Annotated in this window: 22 protein-coding genes and 4 pseudogenes; 14 read left to right on the forward strand and 12 right to left on the reverse strand. The window is 57.4% G+C overall.

The window, feature by feature from the left end; all coding sequences use genetic code 11:
- Positions 1-38: 38 nt before the first annotated feature.
- Together AC0V6L_RS05490 and AC0V6L_RS05495 are read left to right on the forward strand one after the other, a co-directional pair.
- A pseudogene (locus AC0V6L_RS05490) lies at positions 39-1,782 on the forward strand (acyl-CoA dehydrogenase family protein).
- A gap of 12 nt (positions 1,783-1,794) precedes the next feature.
- A complete protein-coding gene (locus tag AC0V6L_RS05495; RefSeq protein ID WP_486153346.1) occupies positions 1,795-2,625 on the forward strand; it encodes a DUF815 domain-containing protein in 831 nt (276 codons plus the stop codon).
- A gap of 9 nt (positions 2,626-2,634) precedes the next feature.
- Here the strand turns inward: AC0V6L_RS05495 and AC0V6L_RS05500 are convergent, their stop codons facing one another.
- Positions 2,635-4,125 carry a PQQ-dependent sugar dehydrogenase gene (locus AC0V6L_RS05500; protein WP_486153347.1) on the reverse strand — a complete coding sequence of 497 codons (1,491 nt, stop codon included), beginning with the start codon at positions 4,123-4,125 and terminating at the stop codon, positions 2,635-2,637.
- 100 nt (positions 4,126-4,225) lie between these two features.
- On the opposite strand from AC0V6L_RS05500, the pseudogene AC0V6L_RS05505 reads away from it, so the two are divergent.
- Both AC0V6L_RS05505 and AC0V6L_RS05510 read left to right on the forward strand, forming a co-directional pair.
- A pseudogene (locus AC0V6L_RS05505) lies at positions 4,226-4,721 on the forward strand (GAF domain-containing protein).
- Between the two features lie 169 nt (positions 4,722-4,890).
- Positions 4,891-5,817 (forward strand): glycine zipper 2TM domain-containing protein, encoded by a 927-nt coding sequence (locus AC0V6L_RS05510; RefSeq protein ID WP_486153348.1) that lies wholly within the window; start codon positions 4,891-4,893, stop codon positions 5,815-5,817.
- A gap of 35 nt (positions 5,818-5,852) precedes the next feature.
- Here AC0V6L_RS05510 and AC0V6L_RS05515 read toward each other — a convergent pair whose 3' ends face one another.
- From AC0V6L_RS05515 to hemE, 10 genes and pseudogenes are all read right to left on the reverse strand, one after another.
- The gene (locus tag AC0V6L_RS05515) at positions 5,853-6,884 is read right to left on the reverse strand and encodes a ParB/RepB/Spo0J family partition protein (RefSeq protein ID WP_486153349.1); all 1,032 of its coding nucleotides are present in this window, start codon (positions 6,882-6,884) and stop codon (positions 5,853-5,855) included.
- Positions 6,881-7,657, reverse strand: a complete 777-nt coding sequence (locus AC0V6L_RS05520) for a ParA family protein (protein WP_486151514.1) — start codon at positions 7,655-7,657, stop codon at positions 6,881-6,883. Before AC0V6L_RS05520 ends, AC0V6L_RS05515 begins: the two co-directional genes overlap by 4 nt.
- 41 nt (positions 7,658-7,698) lie before the next feature.
- Positions 7,699-8,331 carry a 16S rRNA (guanine(527)-N(7))-methyltransferase RsmG gene (rsmG, locus tag AC0V6L_RS05525; protein ID WP_486153350.1) on the reverse strand — a complete coding sequence of 211 codons (633 nt, stop codon included), beginning with the start codon at positions 8,329-8,331 and terminating at the stop codon, positions 7,699-7,701.
- A gap of 2 nt (positions 8,332-8,333) precedes the next feature.
- Positions 8,334-10,220: a tRNA uridine-5-carboxymethylaminomethyl(34) synthesis enzyme MnmG gene (gene mnmG / locus AC0V6L_RS05530; protein ID WP_486155054.1), complete on the reverse strand. Its 1,887-nt coding sequence runs from the start codon at positions 10,218-10,220 to the stop codon at positions 8,334-8,336.
- 72 nt (positions 10,221-10,292) lie between these two features.
- Positions 10,293-11,580 (reverse strand): annotated as a pseudogene (gene mnmE, locus AC0V6L_RS05535) (tRNA uridine-5-carboxymethylaminomethyl(34) synthesis GTPase MnmE).
- Positions 11,581-11,618: 38 nt separating this feature from the next.
- Positions 11,619-11,891 (reverse strand): DUF6489 family protein, encoded by a 273-nt coding sequence (locus AC0V6L_RS05540; protein ID WP_486153351.1) that lies wholly within the window; start codon positions 11,889-11,891, stop codon positions 11,619-11,621.
- Between the two features lie 101 nt (positions 11,892-11,992).
- Positions 11,993-12,385, reverse strand: coding sequence for a BLUF domain-containing protein (locus tag AC0V6L_RS05545; RefSeq protein WP_486153352.1), 393 nt, complete (start codon positions 12,383-12,385; stop codon positions 11,993-11,995).
- A 54-nt stretch (positions 12,386-12,439) separates the two neighbouring features.
- A pseudogene (gene rho / locus AC0V6L_RS05550) lies at positions 12,440-13,704 on the reverse strand (transcription termination factor Rho).
- Positions 13,705-13,941: 237 nt separating this feature from the next.
- Positions 13,942-14,385, reverse strand: a complete 444-nt coding sequence (locus AC0V6L_RS05555) for a CopD family protein (protein ID WP_486153353.1) — start codon at positions 14,383-14,385, stop codon at positions 13,942-13,944.
- Between the two features lie 7 nt (positions 14,386-14,392).
- Entirely contained in the window at positions 14,393-15,412 is a 1,020-nt protein-coding gene (gene hemE, locus AC0V6L_RS05560; RefSeq protein ID WP_486153354.1) for a uroporphyrinogen decarboxylase, read from the reverse strand.
- A gap of 345 nt (positions 15,413-15,757) precedes the next feature.
- Here hemE and AC0V6L_RS05565 point away from each other — a divergent pair, with 345 nt between their 5' ends.
- The 10 genes from AC0V6L_RS05565 to AC0V6L_RS05610 all read left to right on the forward strand — a co-directional run bounded on the left by AC0V6L_RS05565 (position 15,758) and on the right by AC0V6L_RS05610 (position 22,428).
- Positions 15,758-16,603 (forward strand): pyruvate, water dikinase regulatory protein, encoded by an 846-nt coding sequence (locus AC0V6L_RS05565; RefSeq protein ID WP_486153355.1) that lies wholly within the window; start codon positions 15,758-15,760, stop codon positions 16,601-16,603.
- On the forward strand, positions 16,600-17,211 hold the full coding sequence (locus AC0V6L_RS05570) for a Maf family protein (protein WP_486153356.1): 612 nt from the start codon (positions 16,600-16,602) through the stop codon (positions 17,209-17,211). The genes AC0V6L_RS05565 and AC0V6L_RS05570 overlap by 4 nt, the downstream gene beginning before the upstream one ends.
- Complete coding sequence (locus AC0V6L_RS05575; RefSeq protein ID WP_486153357.1) at positions 17,211-18,077, forward strand: shikimate dehydrogenase family protein; 867 nt, start codon at positions 17,211-17,213, stop codon at positions 18,075-18,077. Before AC0V6L_RS05570 ends, AC0V6L_RS05575 begins: the two co-directional genes overlap by 1 nt.
- On the forward strand, positions 18,074-18,706 hold the full coding sequence (coaE, locus tag AC0V6L_RS05580; protein ID WP_486153358.1) for a dephospho-CoA kinase: 633 nt from the start codon (positions 18,074-18,076) through the stop codon (positions 18,704-18,706). The genes AC0V6L_RS05575 and coaE overlap by 4 nt, the downstream gene beginning before the upstream one ends.
- A 71-nt stretch (positions 18,707-18,777) precedes the next feature.
- The gene (gene dnaQ, locus AC0V6L_RS05585) at positions 18,778-19,482 is read left to right on the forward strand and encodes a DNA polymerase III subunit epsilon (protein WP_486153359.1); all 705 of its coding nucleotides are present in this window, start codon (positions 18,778-18,780) and stop codon (positions 19,480-19,482) included.
- 62 nt (positions 19,483-19,544) lie between these two features.
- A complete protein-coding gene (gene hpf, locus AC0V6L_RS05590) occupies positions 19,545-20,108 on the forward strand; it encodes a ribosome hibernation-promoting factor, HPF/YfiA family (protein WP_486148985.1) in 564 nt (187 codons plus the stop codon).
- Positions 20,109-20,268: 160 nt separating this feature from the next.
- The gene (locus AC0V6L_RS05595; protein WP_486148987.1) at positions 20,269-20,730 is read left to right on the forward strand and encodes a PTS sugar transporter subunit IIA; all 462 of its coding nucleotides are present in this window, start codon (positions 20,269-20,271) and stop codon (positions 20,728-20,730) included.
- The gene (locus AC0V6L_RS05600) at positions 20,720-21,211 is read left to right on the forward strand and encodes a PaaI family thioesterase (protein ID WP_486153360.1); all 492 of its coding nucleotides are present in this window, start codon (positions 20,720-20,722) and stop codon (positions 21,209-21,211) included. The genes AC0V6L_RS05595 and AC0V6L_RS05600 overlap by 11 nt, the downstream gene beginning before the upstream one ends.
- Positions 21,198-21,560: a DUF1491 family protein gene (locus AC0V6L_RS05605; RefSeq protein ID WP_486153361.1), complete on the forward strand. Its 363-nt coding sequence runs from the start codon at positions 21,198-21,200 to the stop codon at positions 21,558-21,560. The genes AC0V6L_RS05600 and AC0V6L_RS05605 overlap by 14 nt, the downstream gene beginning before the upstream one ends.
- Before the next feature lie 196 nt (positions 21,561-21,756).
- The gene (locus AC0V6L_RS05610; RefSeq protein WP_486153362.1) at positions 21,757-22,428 is read left to right on the forward strand and encodes a cell wall hydrolase; all 672 of its coding nucleotides are present in this window, start codon (positions 21,757-21,759) and stop codon (positions 22,426-22,428) included.
- 63 nt (positions 22,429-22,491) lie between these two features.
- Here AC0V6L_RS05610 and xth read toward each other — a convergent pair whose 3' ends face one another.
- Positions 22,492-23,301, reverse strand: a complete 810-nt coding sequence (gene xth / locus AC0V6L_RS05615; protein ID WP_486153363.1) for an exodeoxyribonuclease III — start codon at positions 23,299-23,301, stop codon at positions 22,492-22,494.
- Between the last annotated feature and the right edge of the window lie 24 nt (positions 23,302-23,325).

The following is a 23,325-nucleotide window of genomic DNA, read 5'->3' on the forward strand; positions in this document are numbered from 1 at the left end:
TCTACGCGCGATTGAATACTAAAGGACGAGAACTGCCTGTGAACACTTACACGCCCCCCATCCAAGAACAATTGCTCGCCATTCGCGTGAATGCAGGGATTGAAGAGCTCGCCCAATCGGACAAATTCGCCCATGCCGAAGCAGATCTGGTCGAGGCCATTGTCGAAGGGGTCGGTGCCTTTGCCGCTGGCGAATTTGCGCCGCTTAACCGTATCGGTGATGAAGAAGGCGCGCGGCTGGAAAACGGGATGGTTCGCCTGCCTGATGGGTTCAAGGCGGCCTATGACAGCTATGTCGAACAGGGTTGGAATGCGATTGCGTCGCCAACTGAACATGGCGGGCAGGGCTTGCCCTTTACGCTGTCATGCAATGTGCTGGAGAATTTGGGCGCGGCAAATATGGCATTTAACCTGCTACCCATGCTTTCGGTCGGCGCGATTGAGGCGCTGGAACATCACGGATCAAAAGATCAGCAAGCAAAGTATCTGCCCGATCTCGTCAGCGGGAAATGGTCCGGAACGATGAACCTCACCGAACCGGCCGCGGGTTCGGATGTGGGCGCGCTGCGCTCCACCGCTGAGCCGATTGAAAGCGGCGAACATACGGGCAAATACAAAATCGCCGGGCAAAAGATCTACATCACCTGGGGCGAGCATGAGTTGGCCGACAACATCATCCACCTGGTGCTCGCGCGACTTCCCGGCGCGCCGGAGGGATCACGCGGTATCTCGCTGTTTTTGGTGCCCAAATATCACGTCAATGAAGACGGCTCGCTTGGCAATCGCAACGATCTGCGCTGCGTGAGCCTGGAACATAAGCTTGGTATCAATGCCTCGCCTACGTGTGTGATGTCTTACGGCGACAATGGCGAATGCATTGGCGAGCTGGTTGGCCATGAGAACAAGGGGCTCGCCGCGATGTTTACGATGATGAACAATGCGCGGATCAATGTGGGCAATCAGGGCAACCAAATCGCGGAACGGGCGACGCAGCAGGCGCTGTATTACGCGATGGACCGGGTGCAATCTGCGCGCGCGGGCTCGCCAGATAAGACCCCCGTCGCGATTATCGAACACCCCGATGTGCGCCGCATGATCCTGCGGATGAAAGCGTTGACCGAGGGTGTGCGCGCGCTGCTCTATTACTGCGCAGGCCAGGTCGATCGCGGAACGATCGGCGATGAAGCGGCACAAATGCGCGCCGATATCCTTGTTCCGCTGGTCAAGGCATGGGGCACCGATGTCGGGGTCGAGGTTGCTGGCATTGGCATTCAAATCCACGGCGGCATGGGCTTTGTCGAGGAAACGGGCGCCGCGCAACATTGGCGCGATCTCGCGCATTGCTCCAATTTACGAAGGCACCAATGGCATTCAGGCGGCTGATCTCGTTACACGCAAGCTGGGCCTTGATGGCGGCGAGGCGATGATTGGCCTGTTCGAGGACATTGCGCGCGATGCGTCAGGCGAAGCAGGACTGGCGGCACTCGCCAAGGAATGCGCCGAGATTGCGCGCTGGATGCGCGACGAAGCAAGCCTGGATGACAGGCTGGCTGGCAGCGTGCCGTTCTGCACAATGGCCGCCATAGCGGTCGCCGGGTGGCAATTGATGAACCAGGCGCAAGCCGTGGCCGAAGGCGCGGCGCCTTCGCTGGCTGAGAGCAAACCTGTGACTGTGCGCTTTTTTCTCGACCGGATTGTGCCGGAGGCTTTCGGGCACAAGGCGGGCGCTGTGGGCGGTTCGGACCTCCTCTATGCTCTTCCCGCTGAAAAGCTGGCGGGATAGACCCGGCTTGGCATGAGCGATCCGCGCAATGCACCGTGGGAGCGGATCGCTGCCGCGCTTGAGCGGTTGGCCCCTGCCCCGTTTAAGGAACCCGATTGGCTAAGCGCCCCGGCTTTTCTGTGGGAGGGTGCGCAAGCCCGGGAAATCGACATTTTGGCGGCAGAACCGCTTGATCGGCTGCGCGGGATTGAGGCGCAGAAAGTTGCGCTGCGCGACAATTGCCAGCGTCTGGCCGCAGGGGCAGCCGCGCATGACATGATCTTGTGGGGCGCGCGCGGGATGGGGAAATCTGCATTGATCCGCGCGGTTTTGGCCGATATCCAGCGCGAACATATGGGCGCCATTGCCTTGGTGCAGGTGCCAAAGAAGGCGCTAACGAGCTTGGCTGATTTGCTGTTGCAGCTTGCCGATCAACCGCGAGCCTTTGTGATCTTTTGCGACGATTTGTCGTTTGATGAAAGCGATGCAGCCGCCGATCAGGCGCTGCGCAGTCTGCTCGATGGGTCGGTCGTAAAACGCCCGCCTCACATCCGCTTTGCGGTTACATCAAATCGCCGTTCGCTCACCAAACAGGTTCAAAGCGATGCCACGACTAGCATGCATGCGCGCGATGAGCGGGACAATTTCCTCGCACTGGTGGACAGGTTCGGTCTTAGCTTGGGGTTCCATCCTTGCGATCAGGAAACCTATCTCGAGATCGTGCGCGCCTATCTTGACCCTTTGAGCGTGGGTTTTGATGTAAAAGAAGCGCTCGCCTGGACCATTGCGCGCGGCAACAGGTCGGGCCGAACCGCCTATCAATTCGCAGTTGAAATGGCCGGACGAGCGGGAAAAGCGCTCTAACCGCAGCGTTTACGGGCTCGGGATCAAACCTTCGGCGGCCTGTTCGCGCAGATATTCCTCTTCATAAACGCGCCGCGGATCGGTCAATTCGCGTTGCGGAGGTAGGCTTTCGCCCTCCAGCCGCTCAATCCCCGCACCCGGTTCAGCGCCTGGTGCATGGGTGCGCCAGATAATCCCGGCGGTGTCATCCGATACCAAAAGCGACCCATCGCCTGCCCATTCCACCCAGGTAGGGCGGCCCTTGGTGGTGCCGTCATCCTTGAGGAAACCGGTCAGGACCGGGACAGGCTTGCCCTGCGGATTGCCCAGCTCATCAAATGCGACATAGACAACGTCATATCCCGATGGCGGTTTGCGGTTCCACGATCCATGGCGCGCGATAAAGGCGCCGCTTGCCATTTGTTCGCCCATTGTGTGCCCCTCAGCAGTAAAGACCAGCCCCAGAGCCGCCACATGCGGACCCAAAGCATATTGAGGATTGCGCGTGTATTCCTCAATAAATTGCGGCTTGGGCGCTTCGACCCGGCGGTCAGGATTGTCTTTGTAATACAGCCACGGCCAACCATATTGCGCGCCCACAGGAACATTGGTGAGGTAATCGGGCACAAGGTCTGATCCGAGCATGTCGCGCTCATTCACGGTGGTCCACAATTCGCCGCTCCATGGCGAGAAATCGAGGCCATTGGGATTGCGCAAGCCGGCTGCGTATTGGCGTGCATCGCCCGTTTCCAGATTGTATTCCCAGATCATGGCACGGCCCTCTTCGACCTCCATGCCGGATTCGCCGATATTGCTGACCGAGCCGACCGCGATGTAGAGCCGGTCGCCATCGGGATGCACTTCCATATTGCGCATCCAGTGCCCGCCGCCGGGCGGAAGATCCATGAGCTTGCGCGGCTCCGAAGTTACCGCATCGCTGCCCAAAGCGTATTCATAGGCGAGCACTCCGTTGTGATTGGCCACATACAGCACACCCTCATGCCAGCTCATGCCTGATGGCGAATCGAGGCCCTCTTCAAGAATGACACTTTGAGTTTCGGCCACGCCATCGCCATCGCCATCGCGCAGCAGCACTATCTGGTTGGCCGATGCGCCCGCCGCGCCAGCCTCGGAAAACAGATAGCTTGCGACCCAGCCGCGCACCGTCGCCATAAATCCGCTCGGTTCTTCTTCTGCCGCAGGCGCTCTGGTTAGCGTGACGAGCACATCACCATTGGGCAATGCATAGAGCACGCGGGGGTGATCCAGCCCCTCAGCAAAGCGATTGACGGCAAGACCATCTGCCGCCGTGGGCGCATCTGCTGCTTCCCAGCCCACTGGCTTGGCAATCTGGACTGTGGGAAAGCTCTCTGCATTGGGCTCTTCGAGGGTGGGATCAGTCCCGGCAACATCCGCGACAGCCAAATCGGCGGTATCACCGCGCGTCAGGAAAAACAGCGCGGCCGCAATAAGGGCAATGATGACGAGAACGGTGATTGAAAGCTTGCGAAGAATAGACATGCATCAGCGATAGAGGCGCGGAGTGCTTGCGGCAATATGCGAAGCGATGCATGGACCGGATCGTTGCCGATCTCGAGATCAGAAAGCCCCGATAGCCTTTATGTTTGATTTCAAGCCAGATAGTGCCCTCCCCCCGCGAAAGGTATCGCCAACTGGTGGATGCAGCGGATGCGCTAACCGGTGGAGAACCGGACCCGGTCGCCAATATGGCAAATGTCGCGGCGCTGATCTGGGAATTTGTGCCAGGCCTTAATTGGGCAGGCTTTTACCGCTTGGCCCCTGCAAAGACCGGCGGTGAGGAATTGGTGCTTGGGCCGTTTGTGGGACGCCCGGCGTGCATCCGCATACCACTGGGTCACGGCGTATGCGGTGTCGCCGCAAAAGACGGTGTGACGCAGCTGGTCGAGGACGTGCACGCCTTTCCCGGACACATTGCGTGCGACGCGGCTAGCCAATCGGAACTGGTTGTGCCCGTCATGCGCGCTGGCAAAGTCATTGCAGTAATCGACCTCGACAGCCCTGAAAAAGGGCGATTTTCGCGGGAAGACGCTCACGGGATCGAAAGCCTAGCGCAATTGGTAAACAATCGTATCTGAAAGCCCCCATTCAGTTTCGCGCCTCGATAAGAACGGCCAAGGTTAACGACCCGAAACGAAACATCGTGAGCGCGCGATTAGGAGTCTCAAAAAGAGACTGGTAAACAGATCGCTAACGCAATGACTTGTGATGAATTCGAGTCGAACACGCCGATTGAGAGGGAAGAAAATGCAGAACACTCTTACGATAAGAGCAGCCTTGGGCTTTTCATGCGCATTGGGCGCAGCCAGTATATCTGCCGCCGCCGCTGCGCAGACCGCTCCTGACCGGGTGCCATCACCTTCCATAGCGACGCAATTGCCCGCGCAGCTTCCAACTGAGACGGTTGAGACTGTGACGGGGCCAGATGGTGTTGAAACAATTACGCGGACGCGCCGGATCCCCGCGCGCACGCCAGCAGCGCGGGAAATTCCTGCGCAATATCAATACCCTGCACAGCAGGCTCAGCCTGTTCAAGCCGCTCCCTATCCGGGCGGCTATTATGGCCAGCCTTATCCAGCGCCCGTCTATGCCGCGCCGCCTGCTGCGGCACAGGTTGTGGTTCAACGCGAACAATGGCTTAATGAATGTCGCCGGCGGATCGCGGGCCGCTCCAACAAAGAGCGCAGCCAAATTCTCGGCGGCCTCTTGGGTGCAGCTGTCGGCGGCATCGCAGGCAATCGTATCGCCGATGGTGAACGCCTGGGCGGAACGCTTATCGGGGCAGGCGCCGGCGGCCTGGCGGGAGCAGCATTGGGCAATGCGCTGAAACGCGATAACAAAGATGAAGTGTACAATTGCGAAGACGCGCTCAACAATTATTTGAGCCAAACCCCAGTCCCGGCCAACCGGGTTGCTGCGCGGACGATCCCGGCACCGCAGGGATATCAACCCTACCCGGTGCAATATCAGCCGCAATACCAACCCCAATATCAATATCAGCCCTATGGCTATCAACAGCCATCGCAAGTGGTTTGGGTACCTGTTGAAGTTGAACAGCCTCAACGCGTAATCGTCCGCGAGACTGTGCGCGAAGAAGGTGTGCCTGCGCGCCGGGTTATCCCTGCACCGCGTTACGTGAAGCAGTCCGCAGGCTCAAAGCTGATCCAGGAGTAAACGTGTCTCCGGGTGCGGTTCAAACCGTATCCCGGTCAGATATCGCCTCCGGTAAGGCGCTGGCACACCAGATCAAGCTGATCGAGAGTGGTGTAACGAATGGTGATCGCGCCTGATCGCGGGTCAGCATCCGCCTTTATCCGAACGGGAAGGCCAAGAAACTCTTCAAGATGGTTCTGAACCGCTTGAATATCAGCATCTTGGCCCGCATCGGCCAATGGCTGCGGCGGTTTTGGTTCGCCTGAGACTGATTTGGCCGTCTTTCGAACCAGTTTTTCGATCTCGCGAACGGACAGATTATCATTCACCGCACGTTGAGCGAGATCTGAAGCATCGTCCTGGCCAATAAGGGCGCGAGCATGCCCCATGGAAAGCTGGCCACGTTCAACAAGGTCGAGCACCGCTTCGGGCAGGTTGAGCAATCGCTGAATATTGGCGACGTGGCTGCGCGACTTTTCAACCATGCGGGCGATTTCTGCCTGAGTCATATCCTGCTCTTCGGCAAGCTTTTGATACGCGCGGGCTTCCTCAACCGGGTTCAGGTCTTCGCGTTGGAGGTTCTCTATCAGCGCCAGCGCCATGACCTCGCGGTCATCAAGGTCCCGAACCAGCGCCGGGATTTCATGCAACCGCGCCTTTTGTGCGGCACGCCACCGGCGCTCGCCCGCAACCAGCTGATACGCGCCCTTTTTGGCCGGGCGCACAATGATCGGTTGGATCACGCCGCGTGCAGCGATTGACGACGCGAGTTCATCAAGCGCATTTTCGTCAAAATGCTTGCGCGGGTTGCCAGGAAGAGGCGAAATCGAGGCAATGTTGACCATTCTCAGCGGGGAATTGGCATCGACGGCGGCGTTATTCTCGGCCGGCCCACCTACAACTTGTTCCGCGCGATCAGAAGATGTCGGCGCGGCATTGGCCCCGCGGACGAGGGGTTCTTCGCGTTGCACTTCCCCCATCAACGCGCCCAAACCCTTGCCGAGGCCCCTGCCAAGCTTTTTCTTTGCCGGAGCGGGGCCGCTCTGCACAACGCCGTTTTTGGCCTCTTCTAGTGCTTTCTTACTCACGCTGCTTCCCTCTCAGCTGGAAACCGACCGATCAATTCACGCGCCAGTGCGATATAAGCGCGGCTGCCGACACAGGAATGGTCATAGACCAAAGCTGGCAGCCCATGGCTTGGCGCCTCGGACAGGCGAACATTGCGCGGGATGACGGTTTCAAACACCAATTGCCCCAAACAATCGCGCACATCGTCGGACACCTGATCGGTCAGGCGGTTGCGCCGATCAAACATGGTGAGCGCGACCCCGATAATGTCGAGGGAGGGATTAAATCGTTCACGCACCCGTTCAACCGTTTGCAGCAATTGGCTGAGACCTTCGAGAGCAAAAAACTCGCATTGCAATGGCACGAGCAGAGTATCAGCCCCGCACAACGCGTTCAAAGTCAGCAATCCAAGCGATGGCGGACAATCAATGAAGCAAATGTCGTGATCAGTGTGATTTTCGAGCGCCTTTTTCAACCGCGCGGTCCGCTCATCAACTGTGACCAATTCAACCTCGGCACCGCTTAAATCAACGGTGGCTGGCACAAGATCGAGACCGGGAATGCTGGTTCCAACCACAGCATCGGTCAGGGGAATTTCATCGACCAGCAGATCATAGCTCGAAAGCTCACGATCAGCCGCATTAATCCCGAGGCCCGTTGACGCATTTCCCTGCGGATCAAGGTCTATCAGCAGCGTCCGCCAACCCGTGGCAGCCATCGCTGTTGCGATGTTGATCGCCGTGGTGGTTTTGCCCACACCACCCTTTTGGTTCGCAATCGCAATGGTCAGCATTTTTCGTCTCTCCATGGGAACTTTCCAATCGCGAATGGGCCTTATGCGCTCACAATGATTCCTGCCTCGCTGTCGGTCAATGACTGTTTCACGTGAAACATGCTTCGAATCGGTTTTTTCTGCTGTGACAATTCGTGCTCTGCCGAACGCCCCTTAGGCAAGAGGTAGCGCGTTGCCTTTGTGGAGAAGGGTGCGGATAAGCGGAGGAGTTTTTCAAGCGGCGCAAATGCGCGGGCAGAAATGATGTTGACCGGGAAAGGTTCCACTCGCTCCAATCGCTCGCCCAGCACCCGGCAATGCGGCAAGCCAATTGTCTGCGCGCATTCCTCCAAGAACGCTGCCCTGCGTTGCCGCGATTCCACCAGGAAAACAGGCCATTCGGGGCGCAAAATGGCGATAACAAGCCCAGGAAATCCGGCTCCAGTGCCGAGATCAAGCCAAGTGAACTCGGAGCGCCCCGGCGTTTCACGTGAAACATATTTGAGAAGCTGAACGCTGTCAGCGATGTGACGCTGATAGATCTGCGCCTCAGACGGTTTGCTGATGAGGTTCTGCCGCCGGTTCTCAGCCAGCAACAGTTCGGCAAACCGATCCAGACGATCCATTGCCAAGGCATCGCCCCATTGCGCACAAAAGGCACGGGCATCCGTTTCGGAGGCTATTTGTGGGGGCATGGTCAAGCTGCGTGCTGGTCAGCAGACACCGGGCCAGAATTTTTAGCCAGTTCGCGCCGGGCATGAACCAACAAAGCAGACAATGCCGCCGGGGTCACTCCCGGAACGCGCCCGGCTGCCGCCAGAGTCGCCGGAGCAGCGGCAGTGAGCCGTTCGACCATCTCGTTCGACAGGCCTGGCACCTGCGCATAGGGAAAGTCGCTCGCCAGACAGAGGCCTTCACTTGCCCGTAAATCACGCAGCTCTGCGTCCTGCCGCGCCAGATAGGGAGCGTATGCCGCATCCTCTGCCATCTCTTGCGCAAGCGACGGATTGCTAACCGTCACTTCGCCCAACCACGGCGACAGAGCCTCAAGCCCGATCCCATCATGCCTGAGCCATTCCGCCAGGGGCTTAACCCCGCCATCTCGCCGAACATTGAGGCCGCTTTCAGCCAGGTCGGACGCGGGTACGGTAACATCGAAGGCGGCGGCCAACTGGGCGCGATCTTTCTCGCGCTGATGGAACCATGCGGAGCGTTCTTCGCTGATACAGCCCGATTGGATACCTAGCGGCGTCAACCGCGAGGCCGCGTTATTTGCTCTCAGCCGCAGCCGATATTCCGCCCGGGCAGTCAGCATCCGGTATGGTTCGGTAACCCCTTGAAGGGTAAGGTCATCGATCATCACGGCGAGATAAGAGTTCGCGCGGTCAATGGCGGGCGCGGATTTGCCCAACACCGCAGCAGCGGCCTCCAACCCCGCGACCAACCCCTGTGCCGCAGCCTCCTCATAGCCGGTCGTGCCGTTGATTTGGCCTGCACAATACAGACCCGGGATCTGCCGACATTGCAGATCACTTGTTAGCGCGCGGGGGTCGATGTGATCGTATTCCACGGCATAGCCGGGCTCGACAATCGCGACATCTTCAAGACCCGGCATAAGCCGCAGCATCGCATCCTGCACGTCCACCGGAAGGCTGGTGCTGATGCCATTGGGGTAGACCAGATGCGTGCTCAAACCCTCAGGTTCGAGGAATATCTGATGCCCGTCACGGTCCCCAAAGCGGTGGATTTTGTCCTCTATTGAAGGGCAATAGCGCGGCCCCGCCGCATCAATCGCGCCCGAAAACAAGGGTGAGCGATCAAGGTTTGCGCGAATGACATCGTGCGCAGCCTGAGTGGTTCGGGTGATCGCGCAGAACACTTGCGGATTGCGGCGGCCCTGGGTGAGGGGAGACATTGTCCACTCCTCCCCATCAGAGGGCTGCTCTTCCAGCTCAGCCCAATTGATCGTGCGCCCGTCGAGCCGCGGCGGTGTCCCCGTCTTCAATCGCGCCATGGGAAGGTCTGCACCGCGCAATTGCTGTGCGAGCTTGTGGGCGGCATTTTCGCCCATGCGGCCACCTTCAAACCGCTCCTCGCCGCGATAAAGCACTCCGCCCAGAAATGTCCCGGTGCACAAAATGACGCGCGGTGCAGTCAGCTCGGTTCCATCGGACAGCTCTAGACCAGCGACGCAGCCGCCCGAAAGCATGAGAGAGGCGGCCTCCCCTTCTATAAGTGAGAGATTGGCCTGCCGTCTTACCGCCGTTTGAACATAGGCCTTGAGCAATGAGCGATCCGCCTGGACACGCGGACCCCACACCGCGCTGCCCTTGGAGCGATTGAGCATCCGATAATGGATTGCGCCAGCATCGGCGGCGCGGCCCAGAATGCCATCAAGTGCATCCACCTCGCGCACCAAATGGCCTTTACCCAACCCGCCAATCGCTGGGTTGCAGCTCATCGCGCCAATTGCAGACAGGTCAAAAGTCACAAGGCCCGTGCGCGCACCCATGCGGGCGGCGGCCAAGGCCGCTTCAACTCCGGCGTGACCGCCGCCAATTACAAGAACATCATATCCATGCATGCCCGGCGAAATAGGCGTTCCATGCTGAACAGTCAAAGCTGTTTCACGTGAAACACTTCAGCCGAACGCGGGTTATTTTCCGATACAAAACCGGCCAAACAGAGCATCGAGCATATCTTCGGTCGTCGCCCTGCCGATTAAGCGATCAAAGCCAAGCCTTGCTCTGCGCAGCTCCTCGGCAACCAGCAAGGGATCACGCAGCTCTTGCGCCGCTTTCAAAGAATGATGCACTTCGCTGAGGAGGCGATGATGGCGCTCATTCAAAGCGGCCTCGCCCGGTTTCGGCAAACTCGCCCTTGCCTTTGTGACGAGCGCTTCCTTCAAAACGTCAACGCCTTCCCCGGTTTGCGCAGACACGCGGTATGCTTTCTCGCCCTTCTCGGTAAAATCAGCCGCATCCAAGCGTGGGGCAACTTCCCATGCACCTGGCGGGCCCTCACCCTCATCGCCCAGCCACAGGACAATGTCCGCGCTATCCAATGCGTGTTGAGCGCGCTTTATGCCGATGGCTTCAATCGTATCATCGCTGTCATCCCGCAAACCAGCGGTGTCGGCAAAAACAAAGGGCACACCGGAGATTCCAACACTGCGTTCGATGACATCGCGCGTTGTCCCTGCAATCGCTGATGTGATCGCCGCTTTACTTTCAACAAGTGCGTTAAACAAGGTCGACTTTCCGGCATTGGGCGGGCCTGCCAAGACAACGCGAAAACCATTGCCGAGCCGATCAGAACGCGGACGGGAAAGCCAATGCGCTATCGCTTCGCGCAGAATTGAGACGGAGCTGGCGAATGCACTAGGCAAGGCATCGACATCATCTTCATCGGAAAAATCGAGCGCGGCCTCTACCTGAGCAGAGAGCTGCAGGGTCCGTGTCCGCCATTCTTCAACCTGCCGTGATAAAATCCCGCCCACATTCGCCATAGCCGCGGCGCGCTGAAGCTCGGTCTCTGCCGCAAGCAGATCCGCCAAACCTTCCGCCTCGGCCAGATCGATGCGCCCATTGGCAAAGGCCCTGCGCGTAAATTCGCCCGGCTCGGCGCGCCGCAGGCTCGGCAATTCTTCGAGCGCCGCTTCAACTGACGCAAGGACCGCCCTGCCCCCGTGACAATGAAATTCAGCGCAATCTTCACCTGTCGCGCTGTTTGGACCAGGGAACCAAAGCACTACCGCCTGATCCAGCACGACACCGGCACGATTCTGACAATGTAGCAAGACTGGCGCGGCGCGGCGTAAATTGCCTACCTGTCAGCGCCTTTAACGCGGCAGCGGCGTCCGGTCCGCTAACCCTGACGATCCCAATCGCGGCGGGCGCAGCTCCGCTGGAAACCGCAAAAATTGTGGCATTGTGTGAGTGCATAAGTCCGGCCGGTAAGGATTTGCAGCAAGGAATGCAGGCTATTTGCCCTTATCGCTGTCCTTTTTGCTTCCACCCGAAACGCCTGCGCTGCGCATGCCGCCTTCGACAAAGCTCTGAAACAGCTTTAGCCCCATCTGACCCATCGGAGCCAGGGCCTGCGCATATTGCTGCATTTGTTCAGGGTTGCTCACACCCTTCATCGCATTGGTGATGTTATCGATGTAGACCGAGTTTGCCTCGCTCACATCGGGCAGACCCAAAAAATCGCGCGCTTCTTCGGGAGTGCATTCAATTTCGACATTGATTTTCATCGGACATCACCTCTCAAACCCTGCATAGTATACATGATTTGGGCCCCGCACAGGCAATGCGCAACAAGCAAGACCAATCGCGTCAGCAAAGCCGGGCCTTTCTAGTTCAAAACAGCGAAATTCATGATGATTCGCCGAAAGTTCTCATCGAGCTGATTGGGCAGCTGTTCACTCAGCATTTCGCGCCTGTTTTCAACACTTTCGGCAAGCAATACCCGCTTCATGGCCCAATCCGCGCATGCACGCTGTTTGCCCGATTGACGTTCAAGCACTGAAATGCCGCTGTGGCGCGGATCATGCGTGATGCGCACCATAAGTGTCACCAATTCCGCCTCTTCCCCCTCAAGAAATTGGAGAAAATTGCGCCCATTATAGATTAAAAGACCAGTGATACCTGCCACCGGATTGTTGCGCGTGCTGCTCTCCATGATGGAATCGACCTCACCGCGCGACAAGCTCGGCGCGGTGCTGATATAGAGATATTGGCTAACCATGATGCAGATGTTCCCCCGGTAACTCTTATGATCGAGTTCTGAGGCTCTCTTACATCACTGATTCATCGTGTCGAAGAAATCTTCGTTGGTTTTGGAATCTTTCATCTTGTCGAGCAGGAATTCCATCGCATCGACCGTTCCCATCTGCATAAGGATCCGGCGCAGCACCCACATTTTGGAGAGCTTGTCCTTTTCGACCAGCAGTTCTTCCTTACGCGTGCCTGATTTGCCGACATCGAGCGCCGGGAAGATGCGTTTATCGGAAACCTTGCGATCGAGCACGATTTCAGAGTTACCGGTGCCTTTGAACTCCTCAAAGATGACCTCATCCATCCGGCTGCCAGTATCGATCAGCGCGGTGGCAATAATGGAGAGCGAGCCGCCCTCTTCAATATTGCGCGCCGCGCCAAAAACCGTTTGGGCCGCTGAAGCGCATTGGCATCCACACCGCCTGTTAGCACTTTACCAGAGCTGGGAACGACAGTGTTGTACGCCCGGCCAAGGCGCGTGATGGAATCGAGCAGGATCACCACGTCATTTTTGTGTTCAACCAGACGTTTCGCCTTTTCAATCACCATTTCAGCAACTTGCACGTGGCGATTGGCCGGTTCGTCAAAGGTTGAAGAGATTACCTCGCCTTTCACGCTGCGCTGCATGTCGGTGACTTCTTCCGGGCGTTCATCGACGAGCAGAACCAGCAGAAACACCTCGGGATGATTATCCGTGATCGCTTTCGCAATGTTTTGCAGCAGCACCGTTTTACCTGTGCGCGGCGGCGCAACGATCAGAGCGCGCTGGCCCTTGCCCTGCGGCGATACGATATCGATCACGCGCGCAGATTTATCCTTCACCGTGGGGTCGAGCGTGTCGAGATTGAGTTTCTGTTCGGGATAAAGCGGAGTGAGATTGTCAAAATTGGTCCGCATACGCACGGCATCGGGTTCTTCAAAATTGACCGTAGTCAGCCCGGTAAGCGCAAAATAGCGTTCGCCCTCTTTGGGCGCGCGGATCTCACCTTCGACTGTATCGCCGGTGCGCAGGCCCCATTTGCGGATTTGATTGGGAGAAACATAGATATCACCCGGCCCCGCCAAATAATTCGCCTCGGGTGAACGCAGAAAACCAAAGCCGTCCTGCAGCACTTCAATAGTGCCGATGCCCATGATTTTCTCTTCGTATTCCTCATCCTCGGCAAGCTCGCGCAGGATGCTGAACAGCAAATCCTGACGGCGCATGGTTGAGGCACCTTCGACGCCCAATTCTTCGGCCATGGCGACCAGTTCGGCCGGAGCTTTTACTTTTAAGTCTTTGAGATGCATTGTATTTTCGTATCCAGTAATCAAGAAAAAACCGGGACCGTCAGTGCCTCTTGAATGAAAGAGGTGCCCTACGCTTCAAGTGGATGAATGGTGGGGCTGGGCTTGGAGAAAGCAGACGCAATCGCTTGAGAAAACCGTGCGATTTATCCGGTAAGAAGAAGCATTAGACTAAGGCTGGCAAAGGGCAAGGTCAATCCGCGCTGCGCCATCTTGCCCGCCCCGTCCGGCATGAACCGATCAGAACGGTTTGATATAAACCAGTACCACAACCAGCACCAGCAGCAGGCCCGGAACCTCACCAAACATCCGCAGCGATTTTTCCGACAAAGGCCGCTCACCTCGGGCCATTTTCTTGGTCTGAGCAACCAGCCAGCCGTGATAGCCTGAAAGCAATATCACCAGCACAAGCTTGGCATGGAGCCAGCCCGCACCGACGAAATATCCGCCCGGAATGGCGATCGCAAGACCAAGTACCCACACGATAATCAGGCTGGGTGTCAGAATGATCTTGCGCAATTTGCCCATCCGCACCGCCCATTTCGCTTCACCTTCGCTGCCCGGCGCATGATCGAGCATGTAAATGCATTGGCGCGGCAACATAAACAGCCCGGCCAGCCAGAAGACGATGAAGATCACATGGCCAGCGCGCAGCCAATCACTGATGGATAAAAGTGCATCCATTACCGCGTCATTCGCCTCTTAGCGCAGTGAGCAATTGCTCGACATTCTCAATCGGAGTGAACTGGCCGATACCATGACCCAGATTGAACACATGCGGGCGATCCTCAAAAGCTTCGATGAGAAATTTAACCCGTTTCGGCAAAGCTGGTCCGCCTGCTTCAACCAAAAGCGGATCGAGATTGCCCTGAACTGGCATCCCAGAAGGCAGCGAAGCATGCACAGAGGCCGGATCGAGCGTTTCATCAAGCCCAACCGCATCAACCCCCACTTCGCGCGCATAGGCCGCCAATTTGGAGCCTGCACCCTTTGGAAAGCCGATCAAGGGCGTATCAGGGTGCGATTGCTTGATGGCCGAGGTGATTTTGGCATTCGGCGCGATAACCCAGCGTTCAAATTCATCGGGAGCAAGACTGCCTGCCCAGCTGTCAAACAACTGCACCGCTTCGGCGCCTGCATCAATCTGCCCGCGCAGATAACCGATCGTCACATGAACAATCGCATCAAGGATCGCCTGCATGCGCTGCGGGTCTTTGTAAGCCAAAAGCCGCGCCGGGCCCTGATCTTTCGACCCTTCGCCCGCGATCATGTAAGTTGCAACCGTCCAGGGCGACCCTGCAAAGCCTAGCAAGGTCACATCATCGCTGATGAGTTTCCGGGTCAGGCGCAGGGTTTCATAAATCGGGTCAAAGCGTTCGGGCGCCTGGGTGAAATCTGCCAGCTCGCTTTCCAGCAAGGTCGGGCTTAATTTCGGGCCTTCCCCGGCTAGAAATGCAAGACCTTGTCCCATGGCGTGGGGCACAATCAGAATATCGGAAAACAGGATTGCCCCGTCAAAACCAAATCGGCGAATGGGCTGCACGGTAATTTCAGCAGCGGCCTCGCTATCGTAAACCAGTTCGAGAAAACCGCCCTTTTCTGCGCGCAATTCGCGATATTCGGGCAGATAACGCCCGGCCTGACGCATGAGCCAGACAGGCGGTACAGGTTGGCGTGAACCGTTCAAAGTGTCGAGCAATGGGCCCGGCATAGTCTCTCCTAAAAACAATATAATATATATTATTAAAGATTGATGGTGTTTGTTGGCCCTGTGGAAAGTGGGAATTACCAGCCCCTGCCCGATTTTGGGGAAAGATCAAAGTGTTTTGCCATGATGCGAATCCGCAAAAGCCCTGAGTCAATCGGAAACTATCCCCACTATACCCAGACTGCGCAAAACGGTTAATGCGTGTCGATAAATGCCCCTCGAGCTATGCCGATAATGGGCATGAAATCTCCTCCCATGCTTGTCGACCGTTTCCTCCCGTGGTTTATGCCTAGGTGTTTCCACAAGGCCAGACGTTAAGATGGGCCGTATCCAGCAAGACCTTTTATCATGAACCGTATAAACCTTCATCTTGTCTCGGATTCAACCGGGGAAACGCTGGAAATGATCGCCAAGGCTGCGTTGGCGCAGTTCGATGATCCCGACGTGAGCCGGCATTTCTGGCCAATGGTACGCTCCAAACAGCATCTGGACCGGATTGTGCCTGATCTGGCGGATAATCCGGGCCTTGTGCTTTATACTCTGGTGAACCCGGAAAGCCGCAAGCGTTTGGAAGAGCATTGCCGCCACCTTGGCCTGCCCGCGGTGCCGGTGCTTGATACGGTCACCGCCGTGCTCGAATCCCAACTGGGTCAGGAAGCGCACGGACGCCCGGGCCGGCAGCATTCGATGGATGATGCCTATTTCAAACGGGTGGATGCGATCCAGTACACCATCGCGCATGATGATGGCGTCGCGCATGAAGACTGGGAAGAGGCGGATATTGTGCTCGCCGGAGTGTCGCGCAGTTCCAAAACGCCCACGTCCATTTATCTGGCCAATCGCGGGTACAAAACCGCCAATATCCCGCTTGTCGTTGAAAGCCCGCCTCCCAAGGCACTGTTTGGCCTGCGCAACCCGCTGGTGGTGGGTCTGACCACAGCGCCAGAGCGGCTTGTCCAGATCCGGCGTAATCGGCTTTTGTCGCTGAATGAGGGCACCGAAACATCCTACGTTGATAATGAGCGGGTTAAGGCAGAGCTGCAATTTGCCCGCAGGATGTTTGCCGATAATGGTTGGCCCGTAATCGATGTGACGCGCCGTTCGATTGAGGAAAGCGCAGCCGCCATCATCCGGCTGGTTCAGGACCGTCAGCGCCGAAACAAACCTGTGGGCGGGGTGGGCAAACCGATATGAGCAGCGAAACGGGCAGCGTCCCCGATCTGATCCTTGCGTCGAAATCCGCCTCGCGCCGCGCCATGCTCGATGCGGCAGGCGTACCATACAGGGCTGTCCCTGCCGATATTGACGAACGCGCGATTGAGGCGAGCCTTAAAGGCGCCTCCCCTGCCGAGATTGCTGAGGCGTTAAGCGTGGCCAAAGCCGCTGCGCTCGCGCCCGACTATCCAGGCGCGCTTGTTTTGGGCAGTGACAGTCTTGTGGTGGCAGGCGGCCAAAGGTTCGACAAACCCACATCGCGCGGCAATGCGGCTGAACATTTGCGCTTTTTCTCTGGCAAAGCGCTCGAATTGCACAGCGCAACAGCCCTGGTGCGCGATGACACATGCGAATGGAGCGCCACTTCAAAAGCGGTTCTTCATGTGCGCGAATTGTCGGGCGACTTTATCGAACATTACCTGACACGCGAATGGCCCGAAGTGGGCTTTACCGTGGGAGTTTTCCGCATTGAGGCGATGGGCGTGCAATTGTTTGACCGGATTGAAGGCGATCAGTTTACTGTGCTGGGCATGCCGCTTTTGCCATTGCTAGATAGTCTGCGCGATCAGGGCGTACTGATTTCGTGATGGGTGCAGAGACAAGCCCGTTTGCAGAAGTGATCGGTGATCCGATCATGCAATCCAAATCGCCGCTGATCCATGGGTTCTGGCTTAAAAAGCTGGGAATTGACGCGCGCTATGGCGCCCGGCGAGTAACCCAGGATGGATTGCCTGCTTACATTAAGGCGGCGCGGGCTAATTCGCTCTGGCTGGGGTGCAATATCACAATGCCGCTCAAACAGGCGGTTATCCCGCTGATCGATGAGCTGGAGCCGCAAGCTGCGCGCATTGGTGCGGTTAACACTGTGTACCGCAAGGCTGATGGCGCCCTGATTGGCGCGAACACCGATGGCGCGGGCTTTCTTGAGCCGCTTTGCGATGTGCTGGCGGAAAAGCACTTGTTCCGCATGGCCCGTATCATCGGCAATGGCGGGGCTGCCCGCGCGCTGGTGACCGCTTTGAGCGAAGAGGGATTTACGGTTGTTTTAGCCGCCCGCAATGAAGGCAAAGCGCGCGCTTTGCTCAATGATCTTATGCCCAAGGGCGAACATTACACAGCGCCGCTGGCGCATTTTGCCGCGCCAACTGATTTCGCCTTTGATGACCGTGAAGGATGCCTTGATCTCATCGTCAACGCATCACCGCTTGGCATGAAAGGCAATCCGCCGCTCATGTTTGACTGGAGCCATGCGCCGCCCGGCAGCATCGTTTATGATATCGTGACCAGTCCGCCGCACACCGATTTTCTGCAATCGGCTGGAAAAGCAGGTTTTGCCACCATCTCCGGATCGGGCATGCTGATCGGTCAGGCGGCGGCGGCGTTTGAAAAGTTCTTTGGCGAAAAACCACCGCGCGAATTTAACGATCAATTGAGCGAGATGGTGGAAGCATGAGCGATTCTCCGCGTGACAAGCGCCCCATGATGCTTGGCCTTACTGGCTCGATTGGCATGGGCAAATCGACCGTCGCTGCTATGTTTGCCGATTGCGGTGTGCCGGTGTTTGATGCCGATGCCGAAGTGCGTCGTCTGCAAGGCGCAGGCGGCGCTCTTATCGCGCCGATTGAGGAAGCGTTTCCCGGTTCAACCGGCCCAGACGGCGTAAACCGCGCGAAATTGGGCGCGTTGGTGTTTGGCAGCGCGGAAAAACTCGCCCAGCTCGAAGCTATCGTGCACCCTGCTGTTGGCGCCGCGCGCGCACAGTTTCTTGAAGACAATGCCGATGCGTCCATGCTGTTGTTTGACATACCCTTATTGTTCGAGCGCGGCGGAGAGGCCGGCTTTGATGCGGTGATCGTTGTGTCGGCTCCGGCGGATATTCAACGCCAGCGCGTTCTCGCCCGAGACGGGATGACGACGGAAAAGTTCGAAGACATCCTCAAATTGCAAGTGCCCGATGCCGAAAAGCGCGAGCGTGGCGATTATAGTATTGATACTTCGACCAGCCTTGCCGAAACGCGCGCGCAGGTGGAGCAGCTGGTAGAGAAACTAGAGGGACGATTAGCCCAAAAACCCCAGCCATAGCGGTGTTTTCATCTGTCCATGCGTGATTGCCCCTCTTGCGCTGATGGCCGCTTGGGTGAATAACATCACCAATGCGCGAAGTGGTATTTGACACAGAGACAACCGGCCTTGACCCTAAAACGGGGGACCGGATGGTGGAAATCGGCTGTGTTGAGATGATCGGCAGGGTCGAAACCGGCGAGAGCTACCACGCCTATTACAATCCCGAACGCGACATGCCCTCTGCTGCCGAAGCGGTGCATGGCCTGTCCGCCAGCTTTCTTTCCGCAAAGCCATTGTTTTCCGACACCGCCGATGAATTGCTCGAATTTCTCGGCGATGCCCCTCTGGTCGCGCACAATGCGAGCTTTGATTTTGGTTTTCTCAATGCCGAGCTCGAACGCATTGGCCGCGCGCCGATTTCGCTGGACCGGATGGTGGATACCGTCGCGATTGCGCGCAAGAAACATCCCGGCGCAAAAGCTTCGCTTGATGCTTTGTGTACCCGTTACGGCATTGATCGCAGCCACCGGGTGAAACACGGCGCGCTGCTTGATGCGGAATTGCTCGCTCAGGTTTATGTTGAGCTGACAGGCGGGCGGCAGATTGGCCTTGAACTGGCCGCCGATGATGCTGGCATGACAGGTGAGACGGCCGGCCAGCCAGCGCAATTCGCATCCGCGCCCGCTTCTTCGCAGCAGCGACGTGAACCACGCCCGCATGCTCCATCATCAGAAGAACTGACTCGCCATTCCGCTTTTATCGAAGGGATCAAGGACGCGATTTGGGCGCGGTAAAGGGGCGCGAGCGAACTATCTGGCCAGAGCATTGGCCGCACAATCAGGAGGACTGCAAGCAGATGGACATCAGGATTTCGGGACATCAGGTCGAAACGGGCACCGCTTTGCAGGAACACGCATCAGAGCGTTTGGGCGGGATCGTCGACAAATATTTCGACCGCGCTTTGTCGAGCCATGTGACTTTTGGCAAAGGTCCAGCGGGCGCGTTTTCATGCGATATCGTGACCCATGTCTCGCAAGGTCTGATCCTGAAAGCGCAAGGCAATGCGCATGATGCGCACCAGGCGCTCGATCAAACTGCGACCAAAATCGAAAAGCAGTTGCGGCGCTATAAACGCCGTTTAACCGACCGGCATGAACGCACCGCCCATGCACGTGCTGAGGAAGAGGCTGCCTACACCATTCTCGCCACTGAAGAGCCCGAACAGGAAGTTGTCAGCGACGCTCCGCCCGTCATTGCGGAGACCAGCGTTCAGGTGCCGACCGCCACCGTTGCCGATGCCGTGATGATGCTCGATCTGCGCGATACGCCAGCTTTGTTTTTCAAAAATGCTGGCACTGAGAGGCATAATATGGTTTATCGCCGCACGGATGGCTCAATTGGTTGGGTCGAACCGCGTTAGGATCTTGAAAACATCACCGCGCTATGTACGGCGCGAGTGAAAACAACGGTCCAGCTCATCATTGATGGTAGCCAGCGGCGCACCCCTTTATTGCGCCTGGCTCTTCTTTGATGAGTGAAAGCCCTAAGAGGGGCTCAATAAGTTCAAATTTGGGATTATCATGGACGTGAATATCGTGTTGGTGCCGCAGGCGGTCTCTATTGCTCGCCTTGCAGACAAGCATCACGCTTTGCAAAACATCGCTGCATTGATTGCCGACGTGTACGGCATTGATGAGGCTGCTATTTGTGACGGGCTCGAACAGCGCGAGGCGCTTGGCAGCACGGGCTTTGGCCGCGGCGTGGCCATTCCGCATTGCCGCAGCGCCGAAGTGCGCCGCCCGACTTTGGCCATTTTGAGATCAAGCGAACCGGTGGATTTTGCGGCAGCAGATGCGATGCCTGTGTCACTGTTTTTCGCATTGGTCTCGCCAGAAAATGCCGGGGCAACCCATCTTCACGCGCTGGCCGCCATTTCGCGGTTTGTGCGCGATGATGCGCGGTTGCAAAGCCTGCTCGATGCACCCGATGTCGATGCAGTCTATGCGATGTTGACCAATCAATTCCTGCGCGATGCCGCCTAAGACCGCAGCTTCTCCTCCGGTCGATGGGGCGGGCCTTCATTATCGCGCGCTTGAACGGCTTTACGCCTCAGCGCCTGTCAATGCGATGTTTACGTCCTCGCTTGAGATTGTGGGCGAAGGTCTTTCGCGGCTGGTGTTCGACATCACCGAGGATGTGTACCACGCGGCGGGCGCGGCGCATGGCACGATCTATTTCAAAATGCTCGACGATGCGGCCTTTTACGCCGCGAACACTCTTGCGACCGATCGTTTTCTTCTGACCACCAGCTTCAACCTGCATTTTACCAAGCCTGTCAAAACCGGCCAGGTCGTGGCCGAAGGGCGCTGGGTCAGCGGGAAACGGCGTGTTTTCGTGGCCGAATCGCGGCTGGTCGATGCGGAAGGGGACGAGATTGGCCGCGGCACTGGCACATTCATGCGCTCTCGCATCGCCCTGTCGAGCCTCGCGGGATATAGCGCCGAGGCGGTTGAAACGCCGTGATCAGCGCATGACAGGCGATACGCGGCTGCCCGCTCACCTCGAAATTGGCGCGATGGTTAGGCTGGCTGAGACCAAGGGCGGCATGGCAACAGTGCTGGCCAAGGGGGAGCGGGATGCGGGAACAATCCTGCTTGTAACAATGTGTCGGGGCGAGGTAGCGCAGCTTTACGAAAGAATGCCGCAATTGGATGGAACGCGTGCTTTTGTTCCTACAAAATCACAAGATGCTGAAAAGCCTTATGAATTTTCTGAGTATTTGTCGCGAAGGCAGGGCCAAGACAGCGATATCTGGATTTTGGAGGTGGATATCGACGATCCAGAACGCTTCATCGCAAGTCTGCCCATTTAACTTGACCTAAGCGTCAACCGGCCTATTTGGCACCGAGCTTCCAGGTGCGCAGGCTGACGCGTTAGCAATACGGCTAACAGGTTAGCACGCAGACGGGGGGCAGCCGGCAGGCTTTTTGAACCATAAAACAATTTGCGAAAACGCAACAGGTTCTCTCCTGCGTCGGAGCTCGCTCACCGCACAAAAGTGAATTTTCATGAGTCGTAAGACTTATTCGTTGAGTGCCATGGCTGTCATGGCAACCGCTGCTCTCAGCTTGTCGAGCGCCGATGGCGTTCAAGCTTGGGCACAGGATCTGGGTCAGGCCGATACGGCTGACGCGGCTCCCACGATCGAAGAGACCGCCAATGGCGATGCCGAAGTCGTTTCGCCAGAGATCGAGTTTGTCTCACGCGAAGTGGTTCAGCCGCTTCCCGAAGAGCCGGCCGAAGAAACACCCCAATTAAACGCTGGATCACTGCGCGAACTGGTTTCGCAAGTGGACGGTGCCGACAATCTAACCGACGAAATGCGCTGCCTTGCCGGCGCCGTTTATTTCGAGGCGCGCGGTGAGCCGCTCGCTGGTCAGCTGGCTGTCGCCAATGTCGTGATCAATCGGTCCGAAGATCGCCGGTTCCCTGCAAGCTATTGCGGCGTTGTGTATCAACGCGCGCAATTCTCGTTTGTGAAAGGCGGCAAAATGCCGCGTATCCGCACGGGATCTTCGGCTTGGACGCGCGCAAAAGCCATCGCAAAGATCGCTCACAACGATATGTGGGACTGTGAAGCGGGCGATGCGGTGTATTTCCATGCGAAATATGTCCGACCATCATGGAGCCGCCGCAAAGAGCGGACCGCGCAGATCGATACGCATATTTTCTACAGGTAAGCTCGCGCTTGCCAAACAAGACACAAAGCCCTCGCCCTGATCGGCGGGGGCTTTTTTGTGCGCTTAATCAGCGAAAGTGGCCCATACAGGTGCATGATCGCTGGCTTTCTCGCGCCCGCGATGTTCGCGATCAACGCCCACCGCGCTTAATCTGCCCGCCATTTCGGGTGACAGCAAAATGTGATCGATGCGGAACCCGTGATCGCGCTGCCATGCGCCCGCTTGATAATCCCAATAGGTCCAGACCCCGCCGCGCGGGTTCAATGTGCGCACTGCATCGGTCCAGCCATCGGCCAGCAACCGGGCATAGGCAGAGCGGCTTTCGGGCTGAGTCAGCGCGTCATTGGCCATGGCTTTCACCGAATAGGTGTCATCATCAAAGGGAATGACGTTGTAATCGCCCAGCACAGCGGCAGGCACTTCTTCGGCCCAGATGTCCGCCATGCGCGCGCGCAATTTCTCCATCCAGGCGATTTTGTAGTCAAATTTGGGCCCTGGCTGCGGGTTGCCATTGGGCAGATATATGCACACGATCCGCGCGGTTCGCCCATCTTCGCTGGTAATGTCCGCTTCGAGATAGCGCGATTGCTCGCCCTCGCCTTCTTTTGGGCCATCTATGCCAAGGCCGCGTTGCACTTCGTCAATCGAATATCCCGCTTTGGTATCGGCAAGGATTGCGACGCCGTTAAAGCTTTTCTGCCCATGCCAGATGGCTTGATAGCCAAGCTCTTCAAATTCGCTGGCGGGAAAGCCTTCATCCTGGCTTTTGATCTCTTGCAGGCACGCGGCCGACGGCCGGGTTTCGGCCAGCCATTCCTTAAGACGCGGCAGGCGGGCTTTGATCCCATTGATGTTGAATGTGGCGATTTTCATGGGCGTGAGCATGCCGGACGAAAG

The sequence above is a fragment of the Erythrobacter sp. JB1-15 genome (assembly GCF_057365035.1).

Excerpts from the sequence above, each read along its gene's own strand:
- AC0V6L_RS05575 (WP_486153357.1), top strand. The coding sequence starts at position 17,211 with ATGGGTGCAGAGACAAGCCCGTTTGCAGAAGTGATCGGTGATCCGATC.
- AC0V6L_RS05510 (WP_486153348.1), top strand. The coding sequence starts at position 4,891 with ATGCAGAACACTCTTACGATAAGAGCAGCCTTGGGCTTTTCATGCGCA.
- coaE (WP_486153358.1), top strand. The coding sequence starts at position 18,074 with ATGAGCGATTCTCCGCGTGACAAGCGCCCCATGATGCTTGGCCTTACT.
- hpf (WP_486148985.1), top strand. The coding sequence starts at position 19,545 with ATGGACATCAGGATTTCGGGACATCAGGTCGAAACGGGCACCGCTTTG.
- AC0V6L_RS05500 (WP_486153347.1), bottom strand. The coding sequence starts at position 4,125 with ATGTCTATTCTTCGCAAGCTTTCAATCACCGTTCTCGTCATCATTGCC.
- AC0V6L_RS05565 (WP_486153355.1), top strand. The coding sequence starts at position 15,758 with ATGAACCGTATAAACCTTCATCTTGTCTCGGATTCAACCGGGGAAACG.
- AC0V6L_RS05600 (WP_486153360.1), top strand. The coding sequence starts at position 20,720 with ATGCCGCCTAAGACCGCAGCTTCTCCTCCGGTCGATGGGGCGGGCCTT.
- AC0V6L_RS05545 (WP_486153352.1), bottom strand. The coding sequence starts at position 12,385 with ATGGTTAGCCAATATCTCTATATCAGCACCGCGCCGAGCTTGTCGCGC.
- AC0V6L_RS05495 (WP_486153346.1), top strand. The coding sequence starts at position 1,795 with ATGAGCGATCCGCGCAATGCACCGTGGGAGCGGATCGCTGCCGCGCTT.
- mnmG (WP_486155054.1), bottom strand. The coding sequence starts at position 10,220 with ATGCATGGATATGATGTTCTTGTAATTGGCGGCGGTCACGCCGGAGTT.
- AC0V6L_RS05540 (WP_486153351.1), bottom strand. The coding sequence starts at position 11,891 with ATGAAAATCAATGTCGAAATTGAATGCACTCCCGAAGAAGCGCGCGAT.
- dnaQ (WP_486153359.1), top strand. The coding sequence starts at position 18,778 with ATGCGCGAAGTGGTATTTGACACAGAGACAACCGGCCTTGACCCTAAA.
- AC0V6L_RS05555 (WP_486153353.1), bottom strand. The coding sequence starts at position 14,385 with ATGGATGCACTTTTATCCATCAGTGATTGGCTGCGCGCTGGCCATGTG.
- AC0V6L_RS05610 (WP_486153362.1), top strand. The coding sequence starts at position 21,757 with ATGAGTCGTAAGACTTATTCGTTGAGTGCCATGGCTGTCATGGCAACC.
- rsmG (WP_486153350.1), bottom strand. The coding sequence starts at position 8,331 with ATGCCCCCACAAATAGCCTCCGAAACGGATGCCCGTGCCTTTTGTGCG.
- AC0V6L_RS05595 (WP_486148987.1), top strand. The coding sequence starts at position 20,269 with ATGGACGTGAATATCGTGTTGGTGCCGCAGGCGGTCTCTATTGCTCGC.
- xth (WP_486153363.1), bottom strand. The coding sequence starts at position 23,301 with ATGAAAATCGCCACATTCAACATCAATGGGATCAAAGCCCGCCTGCCG.
- AC0V6L_RS05570 (WP_486153356.1), top strand. The coding sequence starts at position 16,600 with ATGAGCAGCGAAACGGGCAGCGTCCCCGATCTGATCCTTGCGTCGAAA.
- hemE (WP_486153354.1), bottom strand. The coding sequence starts at position 15,412 with ATGCCGGGCCCATTGCTCGACACTTTGAACGGTTCACGCCAACCTGTA.
- AC0V6L_RS05520 (WP_486151514.1), bottom strand. The coding sequence starts at position 7,657 with ATGCTGACCATTGCGATTGCGAACCAAAAGGGTGGTGTGGGCAAAACC.